This is a genomic window from Pontibacter sp. BAB1700, assembly GCF_000277005.1.
GTDB classification, from domain to species: Bacteria; Bacteroidota; Bacteroidia; order Cytophagales; family Hymenobacteraceae; genus Pontibacter; species Pontibacter lucknowensis.
Genome location: NZ_AKIS01000105.1, coordinates 1 through 22360, shown reverse-complemented (window position 1 = coordinate 22360; position 22360 = coordinate 1). Strand labels below are relative to the sequence as shown.

At 51.4% G+C, this 22360-nt stretch carries 22 protein-coding genes and 1 pseudogene; 11 read left to right on the top strand and 12 right to left on the bottom strand.

The window, feature by feature from the left end; genetic code table 11:
- Positions 1 to 2 precede the first annotated feature (2 nt).
- Together O71_RS24320 and O71_RS12710 are read left to right on the top strand one after the other, a co-directional pair.
- A complete protein-coding gene (locus O71_RS24320) occupies positions 3 to 146 on the top strand; it encodes a hypothetical protein (protein WP_192811680.1) in 144 nt (47 codons plus the stop codon).
- Positions 143 to 1845: pseudogene (locus tag O71_RS12710) on the top strand (sodium:solute symporter). Before O71_RS24320 ends, O71_RS12710 begins: the two are co-directional and overlap by 4 nt.
- A 72-nt stretch (positions 1846 to 1917) precedes the next feature.
- On the opposite strand, the gene O71_RS12705 reads toward O71_RS12710, so the two are convergent.
- From O71_RS12705 to O71_RS12690, 4 genes are all read right to left on the bottom strand, one after another.
- Positions 1918 to 2835 carry a bifunctional 2-polyprenyl-6-hydroxyphenol methylase/3-demethylubiquinol 3-O-methyltransferase UbiG gene (locus O71_RS12705; protein ID WP_007657388.1) on the bottom strand — a complete coding sequence of 306 codons (918 nt, stop codon included), beginning with the start codon at positions 2833 to 2835 and terminating at the stop codon, positions 1918 to 1920.
- An 80-nt stretch (positions 2836 to 2915) separates the two neighbouring features.
- Positions 2916 to 3797: a DUF2911 domain-containing protein gene (locus tag O71_RS12700; protein ID WP_007657387.1), complete on the bottom strand. Its 882-nt coding sequence runs from the start codon at positions 3795 to 3797 to the stop codon at positions 2916 to 2918.
- A gap of 99 nt (positions 3798 to 3896) precedes the next feature.
- On the bottom strand, positions 3897 to 4421 hold the full coding sequence (locus O71_RS12695; protein ID WP_007657386.1) for a hypothetical protein: 525 nt from the start codon (positions 4419 to 4421) through the stop codon (positions 3897 to 3899).
- A 396-nt stretch (positions 4422 to 4817) separates the two neighbouring features.
- Positions 4818 to 6638, bottom strand: a complete 1821-nt coding sequence (locus tag O71_RS12690; protein ID WP_007657385.1) for an ABC transporter ATP-binding protein — start codon at positions 6636 to 6638, stop codon at positions 4818 to 4820.
- 764 nt (positions 6639 to 7402) lie between these two features.
- Between O71_RS12690 and O71_RS12685 the strand changes: the two genes are divergently transcribed.
- The 5 genes from O71_RS12685 (at position 7403) to O71_RS12670 (ending at position 11924) form a co-directional block, all read left to right on the top strand.
- Positions 7403 to 7933, top strand: a complete 531-nt coding sequence (locus O71_RS12685; protein ID WP_007657384.1) for an RNA methyltransferase — start codon at positions 7403 to 7405, stop codon at positions 7931 to 7933.
- A 378-nt stretch (positions 7934 to 8311) separates the two neighbouring features.
- Entirely contained in the window at positions 8312 to 8854 is a 543-nt protein-coding gene (locus O71_RS21810; protein ID WP_007657382.1) for a carboxypeptidase-like regulatory domain-containing protein, read from the top strand.
- Positions 8797 to 9363, top strand: a complete 567-nt coding sequence (locus tag O71_RS21805) for a TonB-dependent receptor plug domain-containing protein (RefSeq protein ID WP_081490496.1) — start codon at positions 8797 to 8799, stop codon at positions 9361 to 9363. Before O71_RS21810 ends, O71_RS21805 begins: the two co-directional genes overlap by 58 nt.
- 20 nt (positions 9364 to 9383) lie before the next feature.
- Positions 9384 to 10778, top strand: a complete 1395-nt coding sequence (locus O71_RS21800; RefSeq protein ID WP_051017762.1) for an outer membrane beta-barrel family protein — start codon at positions 9384 to 9386, stop codon at positions 10776 to 10778.
- 138 nt (positions 10779 to 10916) lie between these two features.
- Entirely contained in the window at positions 10917 to 11924 is a 1008-nt protein-coding gene (locus tag O71_RS12670; RefSeq protein ID WP_007657381.1) for a dipeptidase, read from the top strand.
- A gap of 163 nt (positions 11925 to 12087) precedes the next feature.
- Here the strand turns inward: O71_RS12670 and O71_RS23910 are convergent, their stop codons facing one another.
- Positions 12088 to 12294 (bottom strand): hypothetical protein, encoded by a 207-nt coding sequence (locus O71_RS23910; protein WP_155800870.1) that lies wholly within the window; start codon positions 12292 to 12294, stop codon positions 12088 to 12090.
- Positions 12295 to 12378: 84 nt separating this feature from the next.
- Here O71_RS23910 and O71_RS12660 point away from each other — a divergent pair, with 84 nt between their 5' ends.
- Complete coding sequence (locus O71_RS12660; protein ID WP_007657377.1) at positions 12379 to 13047, top strand: hypothetical protein; 669 nt, start codon at positions 12379 to 12381, stop codon at positions 13045 to 13047.
- Positions 13048 to 13062: 15 nt separating this feature from the next.
- Here the strand turns inward: O71_RS12660 and O71_RS12655 are convergent, their stop codons facing one another.
- The 5 genes from O71_RS12655 to O71_RS12635 form a co-directional block, all read right to left on the bottom strand.
- A complete protein-coding gene (locus tag O71_RS12655) occupies positions 13063 to 13617 on the bottom strand; it encodes a DUF4142 domain-containing protein (protein ID WP_007657375.1) in 555 nt (184 codons plus the stop codon).
- A gap of 106 nt (positions 13618 to 13723) precedes the next feature.
- The gene (locus tag O71_RS12650) at positions 13724 to 14716 is read right to left on the bottom strand and encodes a hypothetical protein (RefSeq protein ID WP_007657373.1); all 993 of its coding nucleotides are present in this window, start codon (positions 14714 to 14716) and stop codon (positions 13724 to 13726) included.
- Positions 14716 to 15960 carry a M28 family peptidase gene (locus O71_RS12645; RefSeq protein WP_007657371.1) on the bottom strand — a complete coding sequence of 415 codons (1245 nt, stop codon included), beginning with the start codon at positions 15958 to 15960 and terminating at the stop codon, positions 14716 to 14718. Before O71_RS12645 ends, O71_RS12650 begins: the two co-directional genes overlap by 1 nt.
- A gap of 226 nt (positions 15961 to 16186) precedes the next feature.
- Positions 16187 to 16969, bottom strand: a complete 783-nt coding sequence (locus O71_RS12640) for a TerC family protein (RefSeq protein WP_007657369.1) — start codon at positions 16967 to 16969, stop codon at positions 16187 to 16189.
- 28 nt (positions 16970 to 16997) lie between these two features.
- Positions 16998 to 17495: a YajQ family cyclic di-GMP-binding protein gene (locus O71_RS12635; RefSeq protein ID WP_007657366.1), complete on the bottom strand. Its 498-nt coding sequence runs from the start codon at positions 17493 to 17495 to the stop codon at positions 16998 to 17000.
- Between the two features lie 176 nt (positions 17496 to 17671).
- On the opposite strand from O71_RS12635, the gene O71_RS12630 reads away from it, so the two are divergent.
- Together O71_RS12630 and O71_RS12625 are read left to right on the top strand one after the other, a co-directional pair.
- Positions 17672 to 18103: a GNAT family N-acetyltransferase gene (locus O71_RS12630; RefSeq protein WP_007657364.1), complete on the top strand. Its 432-nt coding sequence runs from the start codon at positions 17672 to 17674 to the stop codon at positions 18101 to 18103.
- 13 nt (positions 18104 to 18116) lie between these two features.
- Positions 18117 to 18665 (top strand): lipocalin family protein, encoded by a 549-nt coding sequence (locus O71_RS12625; protein ID WP_007657363.1) that lies wholly within the window; start codon positions 18117 to 18119, stop codon positions 18663 to 18665.
- Positions 18666 to 18695: 30 nt separating this feature from the next.
- Here O71_RS12625 and O71_RS12620 read toward each other — a convergent pair whose 3' ends face one another.
- Entirely contained in the window at positions 18696 to 19319 is a 624-nt protein-coding gene (locus O71_RS12620) for a hypothetical protein (protein ID WP_007657361.1), read from the bottom strand.
- A 10-nt stretch (positions 19320 to 19329) separates the two neighbouring features.
- Positions 19330 to 19677, bottom strand: coding sequence for a DUF4174 domain-containing protein (locus O71_RS12615; RefSeq protein WP_237717839.1), 348 nt, complete (start codon positions 19675 to 19677; stop codon positions 19330 to 19332).
- A gap of 259 nt (positions 19678 to 19936) precedes the next feature.
- Between O71_RS12615 and O71_RS12610 the strand changes: the two genes are divergently transcribed.
- On the top strand, positions 19937 to 22312 hold the full coding sequence (locus tag O71_RS12610) for a TonB-dependent receptor (protein ID WP_007657356.1): 2376 nt from the start codon (positions 19937 to 19939) through the stop codon (positions 22310 to 22312).
- Positions 22313 to 22360: the final 48 nt, after the last annotated feature.

The following is a 22360-nucleotide window of genomic DNA, read 5'->3' as shown; positions in this document are numbered from 1 at the left end:
CCATGAAAGAAACCGATAGTAAGCCTAACGAGGAGCTCGACAAGCCCCCTTTTTTTGAGAGTTGGAAAAGTATGTACTGGCTGGTGCTGGGCAATCTCGCTTTTCTGATCACCCTGTTTTACATAATCACCCGCATCTATTCATGAGGCTGCTTGACTGGATTGTACTGCTCGGTACGCTGGGCTTTATTGTGAGCTACGGCGTCTGGAAAACCCGCGGAAGCAAGGATATTGAAGGCTACCTCAAAGGCGACAACAGCATGAAATGGTGGACCATCGGTTTGTCTATCATGGCGACCCAAGCCAGTGCTATTACTTTCCTTTCCACGCCTGGCCAGGCCTATGAGGATGGTATGCGCTTCGTGCAGTTTTACTTCGGACTCCCGATCGCGATGGTCATCATTTCGATCACGGTCATCCCGATTTTTTACCGGCTCAAGGTATACACTGCCTACGAGTACCTCGAGAGCCGCTTCGATCTGAAAACCCGCTCTTTGGCTGCCCTGCTCTTTCTGGTGCAGCGCGGACTGGCGGCTGGTATCACGATCTACGCCCCAGCTATCATCCTATCTACTATACTGGGCTGGAATTTAACAGTAACTAACCTGCTGATCGGTATACTCGTGATCATTTATACTGTATCGGGTGGCACCAAGGCGGTGAGTGTGACGCAAAAGCAGCAGATGGCCGTGATGATGGGCGGCATGCTGGTGGCTGGTTTTATGGTGGTGCGCTACCTGCCGAGAGCGTGTCCTTCGGCGATGCCGTGGCTGTAGCCGGTAAGATGGGCAAAATGAATGTGGTGGATTTCTCCTTCGACTGGAACGACCGCTACAACTTCTGGTCAGGGATGACGGGCGGACTGTTTCTAGCCCTTTCCTACTTCGGTACCGACCAGAGCCAGGTGGCTCGTTATCTGGGTGGCAAATCGGTAGGGGAGAGTCGGTTGGGTTTGCTGTTCAACGGTTTGCTCAAAATCCCGATGCAGTTTATCATCCTGTTTATCGGCGTAATGGTGTTTGTATTCTACCAGTTCAACCAGCCACCGCTTTTCTTCAACGAAGCCGCTAAAGACAAGGTATACGCCACCGAGTTTGCCCCGGAAATGGAGGTGCTTGAAGAACAACACACCACGCTGTTCAACCAAAAGCAGGAAGCAGTGCACGGTCTGGTTGCCGCCCTGCGAACTGATGACGAGACGGCCATTGCCGCTGCCCAGGCTGAGGTGCAAGGTATAACCGATGCCTCCAAAGCGGTGCGTAATGATGCAAAAGCACTTATTGCCAAGGCTACGCCTGATGCCGAGACCAAAGACACAGACTACGTGTTCATTTCCTTTGTGATGAAATACCTGCCGGCCGGTCTGGTAGGCTTGCTGTTGGCTGTGATCTTTTCAGCGGCCATGTCATCCACGGCATCGGAACTCAATGCGCTGGCCTCCACAACGGTAGTGGATATCTACAAACGATCTGTCAAAAAGGAGAAAGATAATTTCCACTACCTGCGGGCATCCCGTTTATTTACCGCAGCCTGGGGCACCTTGGCGATTATCTTCGCCACTTACGCCTCCCTGCTCGATAACCTGATTCAGGCGGTGAACATCATCGGCTCCATCTTCTACGGCACCATCCTGGGTATTTTCCTGGTGGCATTCTATGTGAAGTACATCAAAGGGCACGCCGTGTTCATTGCCGCACTGCTAGCTGAAGCAGTAGTGCTGTACTGCCACTTCTACACTGACATTGCCTTCCTGTGGTTCAACGTGATCGGCTGTGTAGCAGTAGTGGTATTCGGAGCGATCCTTCAGTTTTTCATAGGGCAGAAAGATGAAAGGTTGTATGCTTAGCAGTTGAGTTGCTAATGGCGCGAGCGAAGACGACCCGAATTAAGTACGGGATCCTCGACTCGCGCCATTGGACTAATATCGCGGCTTCTGCCCCGCCACAATATAAACCAGACTACCGCCTGCCGAAACATACTCTTCGTTCAGCAGCCGTTGCTTAAGCGCAATCTTGTTGTAAAGCAGCCGTTGCCAGTAAGCATCAAACTTGTCTTTATCGCCGCCACCCGCCATGAAGTAGTTTAGGTTGTCCTGGTAGTCATAGCCCATGGAGTCGGAGTCGATCCATTGCAGCATCTGTTCTACGCGCAGCATTTTCTCCTGTGTGTCATAGGGCGGGATGATCGAGAGGGCTTTGTCGGAGATCCATACTTTGATGTTCTCGAGACCTGCCTTCAGGTATAGGTCAGGTATAACGTCGCCGAGTGAGTTGAAGCCCTCACCGAGTCGCTTTTTGCCTTTCTCAATGCGCAGCTTTATCTCCAGCACTTCGAGGGTGCTTTCCACGTCAAAATCCGTTTCGCCGTAGCGGTCGAACATCAGGTTAGGCACGAGGTTGTTGGGCTCCAGCGCCAGCACCCAGCCGCCCGGCTTCGTAATCCGGATCATCTCGTCGATCACCTGCCTCGGATCCTTCACATGGATCAGCAAGGTTTGGCAGAGGGTAATGTCAGCCAGGTTATCAGGTAGGGGAATATTGGAGGCGTTGCCCACCCGGAAGTCGTAAGAGATGTCGTTGTGCAGGTAGATGCTCTGGGCTTTCTGCTTGGCCTCCTCAATGTACTCCGGCTCAAAATCGACGCCGTATACCTTGGCGCCCGGTGGCATGTGCCGCGAGAACATAAAGCCCATCATGCCTTTTCCACAACCGATATCCACCAGCGAGCCGGTATAGTCCAGGTGCAGACGATGGGCCAGCAGCTCCAAGTAGTCGTCGTTCCACCAGTACTCTCGGGCTGGACCCAGGTGATCTTCTGAATGTTTTTTCTCTTCCAACAGGTATAATTTAACAGGTAATAAAAAGGAAAGCCCCTGCCAGAGCAGAGGCTTTCGGTAGTGAGTAGGCAGCTAGGCGCTTACTTCATTTTCTTCCACTCGGCTATGGCTTTTTCATTCATACGCACATAGTCGGCATTGTTTTCCTTCTGGGCCAGTGCCATTGACTGCTCAGCTGTTTTCACTGCGCCCTTATAGTCTTTCATCTTTGCCTGGATTTTGGCCTGCGTGTGCAGGTGCCAGAACTTCGGGTCGTTGGCATTGGCTTTTTTCATCCACTCCAGCGCCTGTTTCAGGTCTTTGTCATTATCATAGTAGTAGCTGGCAGCTTGCGCGTACAAACCAACCGGTACTTCTTTACCGTTTACAACACGCTCCTGGATCTGGGCCATTACCTTGCTGTCCACGTCGGTTTCGATGGTGAATCTAGCAATCGTTTTGTCCCACAGAATCTCCAGATCAGCACTGTTGGCTTTTAGGTTAGCAAAGTTGATCGTGAAAGTCTCAACTGTTCTTGGGTTCGTCTGTGGCTTTATAGTAAAGCGTGCCTGATCTTCCTCCTGCTTGTAAGCCTGTCCGCCATCACCCCAGTGTTTGGTGTTTTTGTGGATGATGATTGTCCACTCGTTCTGATTTGGAATGGTATAAAGTGCGTACTCACCAGCCGGAATCTTGTTTCCCTGGATAGTCACATCTTCGCCGAATGTAATTTTAGTAGCAGCATTAGCACCTGTGCGCCACAGTTTACCGTAAGGCACCACGTCGCCTCCATAAATAGAACGGCCTTTCATAGAAGGGCGGGAGTATTCTACTTTAACTTCCGAAAGACCAACTTTCTGAGTCACAGTGGCCATCGGGCTAGCGGCCGGCATGGCAATGCCTTGTTGTTGGGCTTGAACGGTTACGGCTGTACCGCCAACAAGCGCAGCAGACAGCAGCATGCTGAATAAAATCTTTTTCATGGTTTTATATTTGAATATGATGGTTTGCGACTCGAAAATAGTGAAAAATGCTGATTATTCCCCTTAACCGTATCTTTCAGAATAAGTTTTGGTGTTTTGTTAAAAACTTCGCCCTACACTGAAGCCAAAGCGGGGAATGAAAGCAGGTCCTGGCGACTTGGTGTTACTTTCTGTGGAAAGAAAGGGTGTAAAACCAACCCGCACTACAAGTCCTCCGGTTGGGTTCTGATAACGAAAACCGATGCGGCTGAAGTACATATTGCGCAGCAGATCAGGCTCGTTGGTGAAGCGGCGGGTATAGCCCAGCCCGAATTCAAAGTGCTTCTGAAAACGCCCGATCATGCCCAGGGCTTCTACAGGCACAACCGGATAAAAGCCTGGTTCCTCTGCAGAGAAGAAGGTATTGCTGGCTATACCTATCCTGAAAGCTGCCTTCAACATGGACTTCTGGTACACGATGCGGTCAAAATTAGCGGACAGCAGGTCGCCGTTACCCCCCAGTTCAGCATACACCGCATTGCGCGCCCTGAAAGTGTCACGGAAGTTCTGAGCCGAAGCCGTTAAACTGATCAGCAGTAAGAAGCAGAAGAGAAAGCCTCGGGTGAAAGCGCTGGTTAAGTGCATAAAAAGGTTTAGGGGCGACTAATGCAGGTATAAACAATTACTTTGCAAATTAGTGATTTATTAGGATATATGAATGTCTGAATCAGGATTTACAGGATTTGAAGATGTTCAGGATTGACAATGTTTGAATGTTAAATGCTTTGTATGGATAGGTCGCGACCCAATGCCGTCAACTTAAGCTTTTTTCTGTCATTTCGAACGCTAGTGAGAAATCTGAAATGATGCCATTGCTCTAATTTAATCCAGATCTCTCCATACTGTCGATATGACAGGTTAGGTATAGCGTTTCTTAAGTTAGCAGCATTGGGTCGCGGTCCTGCCCTTACAGAAGATTGAAATAAAAGAGCCCTGTCAGTTCTACACCAACAGGGCTCCTGTACCTGATAGATTCAGATCTTAACTCATTTCAAATTGCAACCTAAGCAGGTTTGCATAGATACCATTGTCATTAAGTGACAAAACTTCATGCGAACCTTCCTCTACGATCTCACCGCCATCGATCACCAGGATCTTGTCCACCTTGCGGATAGTAGCCAGGCGGTGCGCGATCACGATAGTCGTTCTGTTCTTCATCAACTCATCCATCGCCTGCTGCACCAGGTGCTCTGACTCCGAGTCAAGAGAGCTGGTAGCTTCGTCGAGTACCAGGATAGCCGGGTTTTTCAGGATGGCACGGGCAATGGCTACTCGCTGACGCTGACCGCCGGAGAGTTTGATGCCGCGCTCGCCTACCAGCGTATCCAGTCCTTCCGGGAAGGAGGCGATAAAATCATAGGCATTGGCTTTGCGGGCAGCTATGATGATTTCCTCTTCGGTAGCCTCCGGACGACCGTAGGCAATGTTTTCACGAATAGAGCCACCAAACAGCAGCACCTCCTGCGGTACAATGCCCACATTGGCACGAAGCTCGGTGAGGCTCATTCTACGGATGTCCTGCCCGTCAACCGTGATGCTGCCGTGGCTCACATCATAGAGACGAAGCAAGAGCTGTACAATAGTAGACTTGCCGGCACCACTCGGGCCCACCAGCGCGATCTTCTCACCGGAGTTGATGCTGAAGCTGATGTCGCGGAGCACCTGAATGTCCGGTCGGGTAGGGTAAGAGAAGGCCACCTGGTTGTAGCTGATATCGCCACGTACGCGCCTGATCTCGCTCAGCGGACGCAGGCTCTTATCGGTTGGCTCTTCAGTCTCAGCCAGTATTTCCTGTATGCGCTCCGTTGCACCCAGGGCCGATTGTATCTTACCGTAAAGCTCACCCAGTCCACCCACAGAGGCGCCGATGAACACGGTATAAATGATAAAGGAGATCAGCTCACCTATGGTCAGGTCACCGTTCTGCACCAGCGTAGCGCCGTACCAGATCACGAGGATGATGCCGCCAAACAGGCCTACAATTACGAAGGAGATGAAAGCGCCACGGTAGTTTGCCGCCGAAAGGGCAGCCTTTACAGCTTTGCCAAGCGAATGTTGGTAACGACCGATCTCAAAGTTTTCGTTTGTATAGGCCTTCACGGTGTTGATCGCCTGCAGGGTTTCCTCCACGATGACGTTCGTATTGGCCAGTTCGTCCTGTGTTTTCTTGGAGAGGCTCTTGATCTTGCGTCCGAAAACCAGCGTGAGCGCTACCAGCACCGGGAAGGTTGCCAGCATGAACATGGACAGCTTAATCGAAGTCCAAAGGATGATAATAATGCCTACTAATAGAGTGGTAATCTGGCGGAAAAGCTCAGCCAGTGTGATAGACATGGCATCCTGTACCTGCGCTACGTCCGTGGTGATGCGGCTGGTGATCTCGCCTACGCGCCTTTTTTCATAGAAAGGGATCGGTAGCATCATGAACTTGCTGTAGAGGTCGCGACGGATGTCGGCCACGGCGTTTTCGCTCACCTGCGCAAAAAAGTAAACTCGGAAAAAAGAGAAAATACCCTGCGCCAGAATCACGGCGAACAGGCCAAGGGCGATCATGTCGATGTCTTCGAGGAACCAGTCGGCGTTGCCGGTAGAAGAGTCAACCAGCTTGCCAGTGAGGAGCGGGAAGATCATAAAAGTCAGACTGGAGAGTACCAGAAAACCCAGACCGACCAGGAATTTAAACTTGTAGGGTAGTACGTAGCTAAAGATCCTGATGCCGCGACGAAAGCTGTCTTTGCTGATCTTTTTTCTGCCTTCTTTCTCCTGCGTGCCGTCGTTTAGCCCGATTCCGCGTTTTGCCATTAATGAAATCTATACTTAATAATATGTGCCAACCACAGGTATGACTGTGCCGGCCCGGGAATGTGCAGGTATAACAGCTGATGCGTGCTAAAAATGCCACATACCCGAAAAATCTTACAAAGGTAAGTAAAGTATGGGATATAGCGGCTCTATTTGCGTTATGACAGTTATCATTAATCTAATTCTGGGCATATCATCCTGTGAGTATAGTGGTAGTGCAACTTGTGGATGTGTATGGAGTAAGTTTTCTATTGGCATAGCAGTGGCTGTAGGTATAGCAGCTTGACTTGTTTCATAGCTTCGCCTATGCGGCGGGCACTCACTTTTTTCCTTGATGAAAAAAGTAAGCAAAAAAATCAAGACTATCCAAACTCGCTGAACGCTCAAACAATGGATAGTCGTTTCGCGCACCTGGCATCTTTGTCTGCTGCGTAGGTGGCTGAGAGTTACCTGGCAATGCGTGCCAAGGGTTCGTGGAGTATGTGTGGTCTGTCGCTGAAACAACGAAGCTATACCTGAGAACTGCCAAGCTACACGAAAGTCCCCCTTCGAAGGGGCAGGGGGATGACAATTGTGCATATGCATCAAGGGGCATTAACAAAGCTATACCTGTAAAATAGCAGCAGCTGATTCCCCTCTTGGGAGGGGCAGGGGTGGGTTAATACTTGCACCAAAATCCAATCCATTCATTCCAATCCTAAAATCACTTACTCTGCCAACCCTTTCTTTGTACCTTTGCCCAGTTACCCATTACCAACATCGCAATGCGCAAACTTTCCATGGACGACCTCAACCGCGACTCGGTTGAAGAATTCAAAAATAAGAAAAAAATACCGTTAGTCTTGGTGCTCGATAATGTGCGCAGCCTCAATAATGTGGGCTCTGTTTTCCGCACCGCCGACTCCTTTATGGTGGAGAAGGTATACCTCTGTGGCATTACGGGCAAACCACCACACCGTGACATCGAAAAAACGGCCTTGGGCGCAACAGAATCCGTGGAGTGGGAGCATGTGCCGGACACCTTGGAACTGGTGAAGCAACTGAAAACCCAGGGGTATAAGGTTGGGTCAGTAGAACAAGCTGAGAATAGCCTGAAGCTAAACGAGTTTATACCTGAAGCGAAGCAGCAGTATGCCCTGGTGCTCGGCAATGAAGTATTTGGCGTAGAACAGGAAGTCATCAATCACTCCGACTTTGTACTCGAAATTCCGCAGTTTGGCACTAAGCACTCCCTTAACATTTCAGTAGCTACCGGTGTGGTCGTGTGGGACTTTCTAAGTAAGGTGATGCCATAGTAGCCATTATGTAAAATTCCTGCCGTCTCAAGCTATCGAGGGCAGGAATTTTACTATGCTACCTATCTCAAATAAAGTTTTAACAACAATCTTAAAAAAATCAACAGGCACACAAATGCCTAAATATCAGATCATTGAAAAACAAATAGCTAAAAAAATTGCACTAATCCTGCTCCTTTCTCCCGGAAATCTGTCCCGCAGATTAAACCTTTACCTTTCCAGTCTGTCCTACCTGTGGCTAATAGTTGAAGCCGGGGCGAACTGTGATCTTCTCAGATGGAAAGCAACAGCCAGCCCCGGCACAATTCCCTACACTACCCCGTCGCTTCTCACCCTGAAGCATCTCAGCGCTTTCTTGACATATCCGTATCTAAAATTATGAGAACCTACGTTTTACCATTATTCTTTTCAGCACTTCTATACCTAACCGCTCTACCTGACCTGCAAGCGCAGGACCAACCCAGCCAAAACACCAGCAGTACCCGCGGCAAAGTATCCGGCACTGTGCAGGACGCCAACTCCAAAGCTCCTCTGGGATTCGCCAATATTGTACTCCTGACTGCCCGCGACTCCAGCCTGGTAACCGGCGCCACTTCCGATATAGAGGGAAAGTTCGAACTCAACCGGGTACCGCAAGGGCAATTTATTCTGCGCATCTCCTCCGTAGGATACCCTACCCGCTTCATCCCTAACATCAGGATAACAGACACTGACAGTAACATCCGATTGGGGGCCATACCTATCAAAGGCGGCGCTACGCAGCTCAAAGAGGTGCAGATCGTGACCGAACGACCAATGGTAGAGTTTGAGCTTGACAAAAAAGTAGTGAACATGGAGCAGAACATTGCGGCCCAGGCGGAAGCGTGGCCGATGCCATGCAGAATGTGCCTTCTGTGGATGTGGACCTCGATGGCAATGTGAGCCTGCGTGGAAGTTCCAACGTAACCATACTGGTAGATGGCAAACGCACTGCACTGTCTAACCTGACGCTCGACCAGATTCCGGCCAGTATGATCGAGAGTGTCGAGCTGATCACCAACCCTTCCTCCAAGTATGACCCGGAAGGCACATCCGGTGTGATCAACCTGATCCTGAAGAAGAACATGAAGCCCGGCTTCAATGGCACTGCTACTGTGAATGTGGGTACTTACGAGAACTACAACAGCTCCATTAACCTGAACTACCGCCATTACAAATGGAATTTCAATGGTGGCTACGATTTCCGCAGAAGCTACCGCCCGGGCGTACGTCGCTCTTTCCTGACCAATCTGGACGAGGGCACTTTCCGTGAAGACCTGGGCTCTAACCGCCGAACCGATATCTCGCACAGCTTCCGGTTTGGGGCCGACTATAGCATCAACCCAAAAAACACCATCTCGCATCCGCCCTGTACCGCACCGGCGATGAGCGTGGATTCAACAGCATCCTGAACCGCAACCTGGATGGTGAAATGAACCTTACGCGCCTGAATCTGCGCGAGACACGTGGTACTGAAGGCGACGGTGTGATGGATTACAATCTCGGCTACCGCCGCACCTTCGATCAGAAAGGCCGCGAGTGGACCGCTGACGTGATCTATACCGAGCGATTTAGTGATGAAGTGGACAACATTATGCAGCGGACAACCCTGGACATGGGGCTGCCTGTTGACCGCATGAACCAACAGCGAATCACTTCTGATGATAAAACCCGCCGTATTGTGGCGCAGTCAGACTACGTGCACCCGATCAACGAAGACAGCCGCTTTGAGGCTGGTTACCGTAGCAGCTTCCAGTTGCTCGACAACGACAACAAGTTCTTTGACTTAAACCCTGAGACCAACCAGTGGCTAATAAACGACAATGTGACCAACCGCTTTGTATATGACGAGCAGGTACATGCCCTTTACAGCAACTATAGTAACAAAATAGGTAGTGTGAGCTTTCAGGCAGGCTTACGTGCTGAACAAACCTTGACCAAGTCGGACCAGCGGACACAAGATAACGGTGTATTCCGAAACGATTACTTCAGCCTTTTCCCAAGTGTGTTCGTGACCAAGGACTTCTCTCCCGAAAGCAAGGTACAGTTCAGCTACAGCCGCCGCATAAACCGTCCGCGTGCCTGGTCACTCAACCCCTTCATCGATTACTCTGACACACTCAACATTCGTTCTGGTAATCCGGAGCTCTTGCCGGAGTTTATCAACTCTTATGAGTTGGGCTACCTCAAGTACTGGGACAACACATCGTTCAACACCACTGTGTTTTACCGTCGTACCAACGACCAGATTCAGCGCTTCCGTACCTTCGATGCAGCCACAGGTGTTACATCCACTACTTTTCTTAACCTTGCCAGTGGCTCGTCTTACGGCGTAGAGTTAGTAGGCACTTACAATCCATACAAGTGGTGGCGACTTAATGCCAGCGTATCGGGCTTTAGGGTAGAACTGAATGACGCAGGAGGAGACACGGAACTAAGCAACGACCAGTGGACCTGGAACTCAAAGCTCAATTCCACGATGACCGTTTGGAAAGACCTGGCCATTCAGGTATCCGCCAACTACCGTGCTCCGATGGCAGACATTCAAGGTCAGATGCAGGAAATCTATGCTGTGGATTTGGGCTTGAAGAAGGATGTTCTTAATAAGAAAGGCACTATCACTCTCCGGGTATCTGACATCTTCGACACCCGCGAGTTTAACTTTGAGAGTTTTGGGCCAGGCTTTGAGCAGACGAACAACAACAAGCGCCAGACACGCATTGCCTTTATCGGCTTCACTTACCGCCTCAACAGCGAAGACAACAACCGTGAGCGCCGTCGGCAGCGCGATGAGCAGGGAGGCGGTGACGATGGCTTTGACTACTAACAGCGATGGATAGACAAACGCAAGCCGGGGAGCAATCCTCGGCTTTTTTTATATGCCTGCTATTACTGCAGCAGCATCCGCAGGTATACCTTCTTTCGTGACTTCTCCGTACCTTAAGCCGAAACCAAACCAAACACGATGACTGCTCCTGCCCGACTGCCCATTATTGACCTACACTGCGACCTGCTGGTATACCTGTCGGATGTACCTGGTTCGGCCATCGACAATGTGGCCGAGATTGGTTGTGCTTTGCCCGCCCTTACGCAAGGCAACGTGCGCTTACAGACCATGGCTATTTACTGTGCCACTGCTCCCGGGAGCAGCAACTATGCGCACCTGCAAGCCGAGATATTCAGAAAGCTGGCAGAAGACGAAAGAAGTTGCCTGACAGCTGTTTCAGACCCAGGCACCCTGCAAGAAGTACTGTCTGGCCAAGGTAACATCGGCATGGTAGCGGCCATTGAGAATGCGTCCGGTTTTTGTGAAGAGGACGAACCGCTGGAAGACGGCTTTAAGAAACTAGAGAAGATCATCGATACCGTAGGCCGCCTGCTTTACATCAGTTTTACGCACCACATGGGTAATCGCTTCGGGGGCGGTAATATGACGGACAGGGGTATTTCCCGCGATGGCAAGATGCTCCTAGACTACCTGCATGGCCGCCGCATCGCCGTGGACCTCTCCCACACCAGTGATGCCCTGGCTTTCGACATCCTCGAACACATCGACCGTGAGCGGCTTGCCATACCTGTTATTGCCAGCCACTCCAACTTCAGGCCGGTATGGGTGCATAACCGTAACCTGCCCGACGAATTGGCGCAGGAGATTATTCATCGCGGGGGACTGATCGGCATGAACTTCCTGCGCGCTTTTGTGAACGACGGGAAACCTGACGCACTGATAGAGCACATCCTGTATGGTTTTGGGAAGGGTGCCGAAGATGTCATCAGTTTCGGAGCCGACTATTTCTACACCGCTGATTTTCCGGATCCAACGCGTGTCCCTTTTTATTTTCCGGAGCACGAGCAGGCAGGTACCAGCTACAGTTTCCTACTAGAGCGGCTGCAAAACCACCTCTCCGAAGAACAGCTCGCCAAGCTTGCCTATAAAAACGCACAGAATTTTATCAACCGAATCTGGTCCTGATTCGTGCTTTTATCCAATAGAATGAGAGCATCCAATAACGCTTTTTCAGCAAAAAACTTGTGCTGAAAATAATATTTATTATATTTAAAGTGGACTATATAGAGCCTGTTTAAAACAAGCCATTCTTTGTTATAACATACTTCTGTACTTCAGGTCTGTCACCTTATAAAATGCTGTTATGAAATTCATTGGGCTTTTTCTCCTTCTTGCCGGGCTGGTTTCGCTCGTTATTGGTTTCACAGGCGCCAATCTGCTGGCTTTGGACTGGGTTAACCAGTGGGGTGAGGGCATTGGTTGGGCGATCCGGGCAGGCATTACAGCGCTTGGTGGGGTATTGTACTATATTTACCGACACGAAGATTAAGGCCATTCGCTTATTTTCTATATAGAAACTTTGCCATGTGCAAACAAACTGCGTATACGCAAATACTGTACACCAAAAGCCGAATCAGCCATGGACTCTCCGCAGTACACACCTTACTACATCCAGATCAATGAGCTCTATATTGATACAGTCGTAATAGACGATACAGAGTTCATCACCTTGTGGTGTTTTACTGTGCTCGATGATGAGTACAAATTCATTTACCTGGGTTGCGATTTCACACAATTCAACCAGATCCTGATCGGCGCCGGCGAAAAAGGCAAGGAGATTGCTCTGCATATGGCCAACGTGCTCAACAGTGAGCACGACTCCCCTACCCTGGTACCTATAAAAGAGCAGTTTGATGACTACCTGGAGCTCACCGGCTTCGACCTGGTGGTATATGAACCACTTGCTGTGGACGACGAGTTTGAGGACGAGTATGATGACGATGACGACCTGCCACTGGAGCAACTGCTGGGTGGCGGAAGCAAGCGCTCTGACAACACATCGCAGAAGTACCTGATCTACCAGTTGGACAAGCTATACCCTTCCAAAGTGTTTGAGCCTGAAAAACTGCAGCGCGAAAACATGACAGAGCAGTTTGAGGATGACTCACTGGAGCTGGCACAGCTATACTACGACTACCTGAATGCCTCTGAAAACGGCTACTCTGAATGTGAAGCCCGCCAGGTTGCAGGTCTGGAGAAAGACCTTTTCTTCCGGATGGCCCGAAAAGCTGCCGATCTCTGGAGCTAAGCTTATCTGCTACACCTACCTGACACTGTCATATTGTGCAGCCAGTTGCAGGCGAGCCCGCAATTGTAGCTGCATTTCATTTACCCAGTTCCGGATCTCCTCTTCTTCTGCTTTTAGCAGCATTTCTCTGTAATGATCCAGCTGCGATCGCTGCGACGCATACACATAAGCCTGGTAGCGCTCGTCAAACTCAGCGCCAGTCAACTTCCCAAATTCTTCTAAAGTAGCCTTGTCAGCTGAACCCAGCGAATCGGGCAAACTCGTGTGCAGTCCTTCTGCTTTGGCGACTTCCTGCAATTGCTTCATTGCCCGGTTGTAGAACTCGAGCATTTCTGCGCTGAGGGCCTTGACCTCTTCGGATTGGGCACGCTCGGTGGCCAATCGGGCCAGCTCAGCTTGCAGCATCGTGGTGCTGGCGGCATAGTCTATAAAGGCGGCGCTGCGGCTCATCTCCTTTACCACAGGCGGCGTGGCAGTTTTGGCCAGGTCAGTATCGGGACTGTCGCCACAGGCGATCATCAGCAAAAACAAAAGCCCGAAGGCAAGGGTGAGTAGTTTATCGTTGAGCATAAGCAATGGGGCGTCAGGTAGTTGAATAACTATACCGTATGCCCGGCATCGCAAGTTATGCCATCTGCTCAAAAACACTTAAAAATGCAGCAATCCCTTATCAGATTTAAAACCGGTACGACTTCCGGACCAGCGTCAGGTTGCTTTCGCGGCCCTGCTCCGGTATCACATGCGCGGGCATCGGCTGCCGCACCAGTTGCTGTGGCAGGCCAATGCTTACATCATACAGGTATAGCTGCAAGCTGCTGCTCTGTTTCAGACGCACTTCCAGCTCAACTTCTTTTGCATCCGGCAGTCCGTGCACCTTGGCAAAGTATACCGGCCCCTGCGCTGTTTCCATAGGGCCGAGGGTAAGCGCCTCTCCGTTTAGCGAGGCTCCCAGCATACCGTCTTCTTCGGAGGGCTGCAGCACCAGATCCAGGTGCGCGGCCCCACGCGGCGACTGTAGCCGAATGGTCAGCACACGTTCGCCAGGGGCAATTCCTTCGTTCACCAGACTGGCTACCGGCGCCTGCACAGGTATAGGCTCTGCTTCGTTTTTCAGATACTGCCTGGCAGCCATCGGGTATATTTCAGTCAGAGCTCCTGTACTTGGGTTAGGAAAAAACTGTCTGCTCCAGTCATCGGTGCGCTGGTAAGCTGATGCCCAGACGGCCACACTGTCATCGGCGTTGAGGTAATAGCTCACATGACTGTGCAGTGGCTGTTCAGGGCTTGGCTTCTCTGCTTCGATGGCCCGGAACAGCTGTATACCGCCGGCAAAAAGCAGAAAGGCGGGCAGGAGCGGCAGTGTACGCCAGCCAAAGCTCCGCTCAATGGTGACCAGCAAAGGTATAGCCAGGCCGGCAAGCAAAAGTAGTGTGGCTACCGTAGCGACAGGCATCTGTAAGGCAAACACCACAAACAGGAAGCGCACCAGAGGCATCAGCATGAAAATAGCGGGCGCTATACCTGCCAGCAGCAACAATGCATAGGCCCAGCCAACGGGCTGCTGGTGCAGGGCTCTGAGGAAAAGCACTAGCATAGCCAACAAGCAGAAAAGCAGCGGAAACATGAACAGATAGGCCGCAGCCGGCACCACTAATAAGGCTGCCACCATCAGGCAAACCAGAGCAGACAAACGCCCATGGCCAGGGCAAATACTGACACCCAACGCAACAACAACCAGCTCAGCAGCAACATCAGTCCCAGTGCCAGCAGCAGGTAGCCCATAAAGAATTGCCCAGCCCCGTACACCCCGTTGATGTCGTGGCTGTAGGGCAACATCCCTTTTACAAAACCGGTGATAGGGAATGTCAGCCCCGCCACGATGCCTACCACCAGCAGGAAGCCGATAAAGCCCCCGATCAGCTGTACCACCGAAAAAGCTTTTCTGCGAACACCCACCACAATACATGCCAGTAGCAGTACTGTCGTGAGTACCGCCCACAGCAGGTTCCAACCGGCCGGATAGTGCACCAGCCAGCTACCTGCCGGGTTAAAAAAAATCTTGTCCTGCGCCCTGGTGTTATCGAGCGAAATATTGCCCAGGTGCCGTACCAGTGCCAGCATGTTGCTGCCGTGGTGCTGCAGGCTATTGCGGTCCAGGTTCTCGGGTGAGTCGGTCATTTTGTGGTAATGCACAAAACCGTCGATGAAAGCGGAGTTCACTCCTGTGTACCCGGCATCTCTGAACACGGTAAAGTCAGTATTGTTGGGCAGGTTGCGGTATACCTCGTACATCATGGAGCTGGCAAAAGGGTATGGCGCCGCCTCGGCAAACTGCTCCACAATCCAGCCATTTTCAGGGCTTATCTCGAACGTCATGCTCGGGCCGGCATTGCCGCGTGCCTCTACGTTCACGACCACACCTACCTTCTGCGCCCAGGGGTGTTTCAGAAAAGCCTTGGCCCCATACAGGCCATACTCTTCGCCGTCAGTCATCAGGAAAATAACGTCGTGCTGCAGCGGCTCACCCATTTGCAGGGCACGGGCAGTCTCAAGCATGGCGGCTATACCCGCCCCATCGTCGCGGCGCCGGGGGTAGTTAGGCTGTGAATCGTAATGCGCCATCACCAGCACGGCTTTGCCGCCCGCTTGTGTCCCTTTTATTCTACCCAGCAGGTTGTACACATAACCCACGTTGTTGGCGTCGCCCACCTGATTGACGATCACCTCCTCCTGCACTTCCGGCTGCATCCCGAGCATCTCCATCTGTTTCAGCAAGTAGCGGCGTACCTCGGCATGGCCCGGTGTGCCCATGGCATGCGGCTGACTGGCCACCCTGCGCACATGTGCCATGGCTCGTTCCGCCGAAAAATCGGCAGCCGGCGCATCAGCAGGCAGGGCTTCAGGTGGGCGCATCAGACTAACACTGTATACACTCAACCCCACAAGGCAATCAGCAGGAATAAAGAAACGAGATAAGGTCTTTTAGACATGGGCAGGTATAGGGTGGTTCTATACGGTTAATATAGCAAATTCCTATATACATTGTACTTATACCTTTCAGTGCACCCAATCGCCCGGCAAAACAAAAGCCCCACCAGTATACCTGGCGGGGCTTGGGACAATAGCTAATGCTATAATCTTAGCTCGAAGGATCGCCTTCGGGAAGCACCTCGTTCTGACGCAGGTGCACCGGTTCGGTTTTCTTGCGCAGCTTCATATTCAGCATCTCCACCATCAGCGAGAAGAACATCGCGAAGTAGATGTAGCCTTTCGGGATGTGCTGATGCAGCGCCTCCACTACCAGCATGAAGCCAATCAGGATCAGGAAGGCCAATGCGAGCATCTTTACAGTTGGGTGCTTGTTCACGAAGTCGCTTACGTACTTGGCGAAAATCAACATGATGCCCATTGCGATGATCACAGCTATGATCATGACCAGAATCTCCTGTGCCAAGCCTACGGCCGTCAGGATGGAGTCGAAGGAGAACACAATATCGATAAGGATGATTTGAATGAGCACTTTGCCCAGCGACATGGTTCCTTGTCCTGCATTATGGCCTTCTTCCTCGCCTTCAAGTTTGTTGTGGATCTCAGTTACAGACTTGGCCAGTAGGAACAGACCACCGGCAAAGAGTATAATGTCGCGCCACGACACTGGGAAGTCCTCGTCGGTAAACGGCAGGTTGATAGAGAAGATCGGGTTACTGGCGCTCACGATCCAGGTGATGAACATCAACAGGATGATACGGAAAACGAGTGCCAGCGTCAAGCCGATGTTGCGCCCTTTGGCCTGCTGGTCTTTGGGCAGTCGGCTTACAATGATCGAGATGAACACGATGTTGTCAATGCCGAGCACCACCTCCATAAAGGTCAGGGTCAGCAGACTTATCCAGGTATCCGGATTAGCGAATATGTCAAACATAAGGTATAAGGTGAGTAAGGTGAGTGTACTACGACTTCATATTGACATACTGAAGCGGCATACCAATTTCTTCGGCGTTTGTACGCAGAAGCGCGATTACTTGCTGCAGGTCATCGATTTTTTTGCCTGTCACCCGGATGGTTTCGTCCATCATGGCAGCCGACACTTTGGCCTTGCTGTCTTTGATGATCTTCATGATCTTCTTGGAAGTTTCCTTGTCGATGCCGGCTTTCACTTTGATGTCTTTCTTCACCATGGCGCCAGATGCGTAGGGCTCCTTTGAGAAATCAAGGGCAGTGGCGTCGAGGCCCTGCTTTACCATTTTACCGATAAGCACGTCTTCGGTGTGTTGCAGGCGCATATCGTTTTCCATGCTGATGTGCACTTCGTTGTTTTTCTTGTCGAACTCCAGCGAGCCTTTGGTGTCGCGAAAGTCATAGCGGTTCATGATCTCCTTGCGGGCCACGTTCACCGCATTGTCCATCGTCTGCGGATCTACTTTGCTGATGATATCGAAAGATGCCATAGTTTTACGGGTTAGGTTTAATGATAAGATTTACACGATTTATAACCCACAAAGTTATTTAAATGGTTGAGAGGTTAAATTGTTAAATGGATAAATTGTTGGTGGTTGATTACTAAATTGCTTCCCTAAATTACCTGCCGAATTCTACTGGCAATTAACAATTCAGATATCAACCCATGCAAGTCATAGAACCCGCTACACCTGAGCAATTCAAACAGTACTACCAACTACGCTACGACACCCTCCGAAAACCATGGGACCAACCGAAGGGCAGTGAACGAGCCGAAGATGATGAACAGGCCATACACGCTATGCTCGTGGATGATGCAGGAGAGGCAGTGGGTGTTTGCCGACTGCACCTCAACACACCGCAGGAAGGACAGATCCGCTTTATGGGCGTGCGGGGCGATAAGCAGGGCCAGCGCCTCGGTGACCTGTTGATCAGCTACCTGGAAGACCGGGCCCGACAGTTCGGGGCTACCTCCATGACATTGCAGGCCCGCGAAAATGCCGTAAACTTTTACCGCCGCAATGGGTATGAAATAGTAGAAAAAACATACCTGTTGTTTGGCTCTATTCAGCACTACAAGATGGCCAAGCAACTGTAACACGTTGCAAAAAATGGCTTTCACAAAAAAGAAACAATTGCTTCTTACAGCCGGTGCGGTACTGCTCGGCGCATTCATCATTAGCAGTTGCAGCAGCACGAACGCTCCGCTCGAAACAGTGCCGGCCGTGGATCTGGAGCGCTACATGGGCAAGTGGTACGAGATCGCCTCTATACCTCAGCGCTTCACCAAAGGCTGTCAATGCACCACGGCCAACTATGAACTTAATACCGAAGAGGGCTATGTGGAGGTATACAACTCCTGCTTGAAAGAAGACAAGGTGAGTGATGTGAAGGGCAAGGCTTTTCCGGTGGAGGGCAGCAACAACAGCAAGCTCAAGGTGCAGTTTTTCTGGCCTTTCAAAGGGGATTACTGGATTCTGGAACTCGACCCTGCGTATAGGTATGTGATGGTGGGCTCGCCCGACCGCGAAAGCCTCTGGTTCCTCTCTCGCACTCCTACCATGGACGACGCCACCTATGCCAGGCTGGAGCAATTGGCCAAGAGCAAAGGCTTTCCGGTGGAGCAGTTGCAAATGACCGGGCAACCTTGCGCGGGGTAGCAGGTGCTGAAACCTATACCTGATCGTTGCTCAGTAAGCCCGCCACATATCGGTGGTGTCCTCAGCGGCAGCTCCGTCGGCAGGTATAGGCGACTCTTGCAGCATAGGGTCCTCTTCCCGGTTAAAGCGGTCGGCGCTGAACATAAAGGACACAATACCTAGCAGCAGTACAAAAACGAACGGAAAGACCAGGTTGCGATAAAAGAAATCGCGCAACGGCTCGTGCAGCTTCCGGAACCGCTTCAGGTATAAGAAGAGCAACACGCCCACCAGTATGTAAAGCGGAACTACTGCATAGAAGATCACTTGCCAGCCATACCAGTTCTGGTAGCGAAAAATAAGCGCCAGTAGCCCCGTAACCAGCGAAAAGCTGCTGAGTGCTCCCAGCAGGGCTAGCCATACGTTCGAAACGATGTAGAAAAATGAAAGGCCTACCTGTACCAGAAACAGCAATATCAGTACAGCCATGGCGAAAACAAACACAAAACTGCCGCCTGTCAGGCCTATGAACTTCATGGCAACACCTACCACGGCCATGCCCACTGCGACATAAAGCACCAGTGTAAAAGATCGGATAAAAGAGATGAGCTGGTAACGCACGTCGGCTATCAGCGATCGTTTTTCGTTTCGGAGGGGACGATGGTCAAAGGTCATGGCAATCGTTTTAATCCTGTTTACGCATTTCCTGTCGGCGCATCGGCATCTGGTCGATTATTTTGAACACCTCCTCCAGGGACACCGCTGTCCGGTTCCGGTATTTCTCCATTCCGTCTTTCCCCAGCAGCAGCAAGGTATAGCCAGCGGCCTCCACGTCAAATTTCTTCAGCAAGTCTTCCCGCATATCGGCCGCATTGCCGCCTGGCACCAACTCCAGCACCACTAATTGTCGCTCCGCTATACCTTGCATGTTCTTGCGGTTTAGCCCTTTTTGCTTGATAAATTCCGCATCGTTTTCAGATGCAGCAAAGAGCAACAAGACCTGATTTTCCCATTTGTAAACTTCCAGATTCATATCTTCTTTCTTTTGTGCCTGTGTTAAAATCGGAAGCAGAAATACCAGACAAAGTACAGTTATTTTCACCATTTGCTTTCCCATACTCTCATCATACGAATGTACCTGTAAGCAGGGTGTAACACCGGTTAGTCGATGTAATGGGTCACCTTGTCTAAAATTGGAACATATCATGAATAGATTATATGAATCTAAAATAAAAGTCTATACCTTTGCGCCCTGATTTGACACTGCAACCACAACTACACAAAATAAAACCATGAAAATCAATACATTATCTGCTTTAGCAACCATGCTACTGCTTTTACTTTTTAGTGTCCCGCTCACTGTCCTCGGTCAGCAACTCACCCAAACCATCCGGGGCAAAATCATCGACAAGGAGTCGCAGGAACCACTCATCGGAGCCACAGTTGCTATCCTTACCATCGACCCTCCGATGGGCGTCACCACCGATGCAACGGGTGACTTCCGCCTCGACAAAGTACCAGTGGGGCGCCATACCTTGCGCATCAGTTACTTGGGCTACGAAGAGCAGGTATTGCCGGAGTTGTTGCTTGGTTCGGGCAAGGAACTGGTGCTGAACATCGGTCTGAGCGAATCCTTCAAAAAGCTGCAGGAAGTCGTGATCAGCGCCGAGCAGCAGAGCAAGGGAAATCCGCTCAACGAGATGGCCATGATCTCCTCCCGCTCCATCTCAGTGGAAGAGACCAAGCGCTATGCCGCCAGCGTGAACGACCCGGCTCGTGCCGCTCAAAACTACGCAGGCGTAGGCATCAGTCAGGACATGAGCAACGAGATTGTGGTGCGGGGCAACTCGCCACGGGGCGTGCTGTGGCGTGTAGAGGGCATTGAGGTGCCCAACCCGAGCCACTTTGCCGAAGAGGGCGCGGCGGGCGGTGCCGTGAGCATCCTGAGCGTAAACATGCTCGACAACTCCGACTTCAACACAGGCGCTTTCCCAGCCGAGTATGGCAATGCACTGTCAGGTATATTCGACATCAGGCTGCGCAACGGCAATAACGAAAAGCGCGAGTATGCGCTGCAGGCAGGTATACTGGGGATAGACTTCGCCGCCGAGGGACCGTTCAAGGCTGGCTCCAAAGCCTCTTATCTGGCGAATTACCGCTACTCCACGCTGGCCATGCTCAATAAAATTGGGGTGAAAATTTCGGGCGAAGCCGTGCCTGTTTTTCAGGATTTCTCCTTTAAGCTATACCTGCCCACAGCCAAAGCAGGCTACTTCTCTTTCTGGGGACTGGGCGGTTTGAGTGAGCAGAACGTGAAAGCAGAGCGCGACAGCGAAAAATGGGAGGGCTACCTCGACCGTTTCGACGACCGCTTTCAGGCGCGCATGGCTTCTACAGGTATAAGCCACATCCTGTTTCTCGGCAAAGACGATTACATCGAATCCACGCTCTCTTTCTCCACCAGCGGCAACAAGGTATGGGTCGACTCGCTGCAGACCGATTACACGGCTGTCCCTTTCTACCGCCACGATTTCGCACAGCAGGCTACCCGCTTCTCGTCGCTCTACAACCGCAAGTTCAACAACCGCCATACCTTGCGCACAGGCATCATCCTGAGCCAGCTGGGCTACGACTCCTACGCGGGTGGGCGCAACATCGAGTACGAGGAGGGAGAGTTTGTGAACCAGCGCGGCAGCACGCAACTAGCGCAGGCTTTTGCGCAGTGGAAATACCGCTTCACCGAGCAGCTCACCCTCAACACGGGTCTGCACAGCCTGTACTTCGGGCTGAACGGCAACACGGTGGTAGAGCCACGCATGGGCATGAAATACCAGCTCGATGCCGCCCGTTCGTTTAGCGCCGCCGTTGGCCTGCACAGCCGCCACGACGCCCTCACCTCCTACTTCGCGCAACAGCGCCACCCCGACGGTAACTATACCCAACCCAACCGTAAACTGGGCTTGACCCGCGCCGCGCACTATGTGCTGGGCTACGACCAGATGCTGCGCGAAGACCTGCGCCTGAAAGTAGAGACCTATTACCAGCACCTCTTCAACGTGCCCGTAGGTATAGCCGAGAACAGCACTTACTCCGCCCTGAACTACGAGCGTGGAATCAGCCGCGAAACCTTGGTGAACGAGGGCACGGGCCGCAACTACGGCGTGGAGATGACGCTGGAGAAGTTCTTCACCAACAACTACTACTTTTTGCTCACCACCTCGCTCTACGACTCCAAGTACAGCACCCGCGATGGCAGTCTGCGCGACACCCGCTTCAACGGCAACCACATCGTAAATCTGTTGGCAGGCAAAGAGTTTAAAGTGGGCAGCAACAAGCAAAACCTGATCGGGCTGAACGGCAAAGTGATGTGGGCGGGCGGCAACCGCTATACCCCGATTGACTTAGAGAGATCGAAAGAAATGAAGTACGAGGTGCTTGACGTGACCAATCGTTTCGGGGTGCAGACGCCTGACTACTTCCGCTCCGACATCCGGGTGAGCTACCGCAAAAACAGACCGAATGCCAGCTACATCCTGTCGCTCGACATCCAGAACTTCACCAACCGCCAGAATGTGTTTGGCGTGCAGTACGACCGCATAAAAGAAGAAGTCGTAACCCGCCACATGGTGGGCATGCTGCCGATTCTGAATTACAGAGTGGAGTTCTAGAAAACTCTGTACCTTAAGCAAAACGCCACCGTCATAAACTGGGAGTGC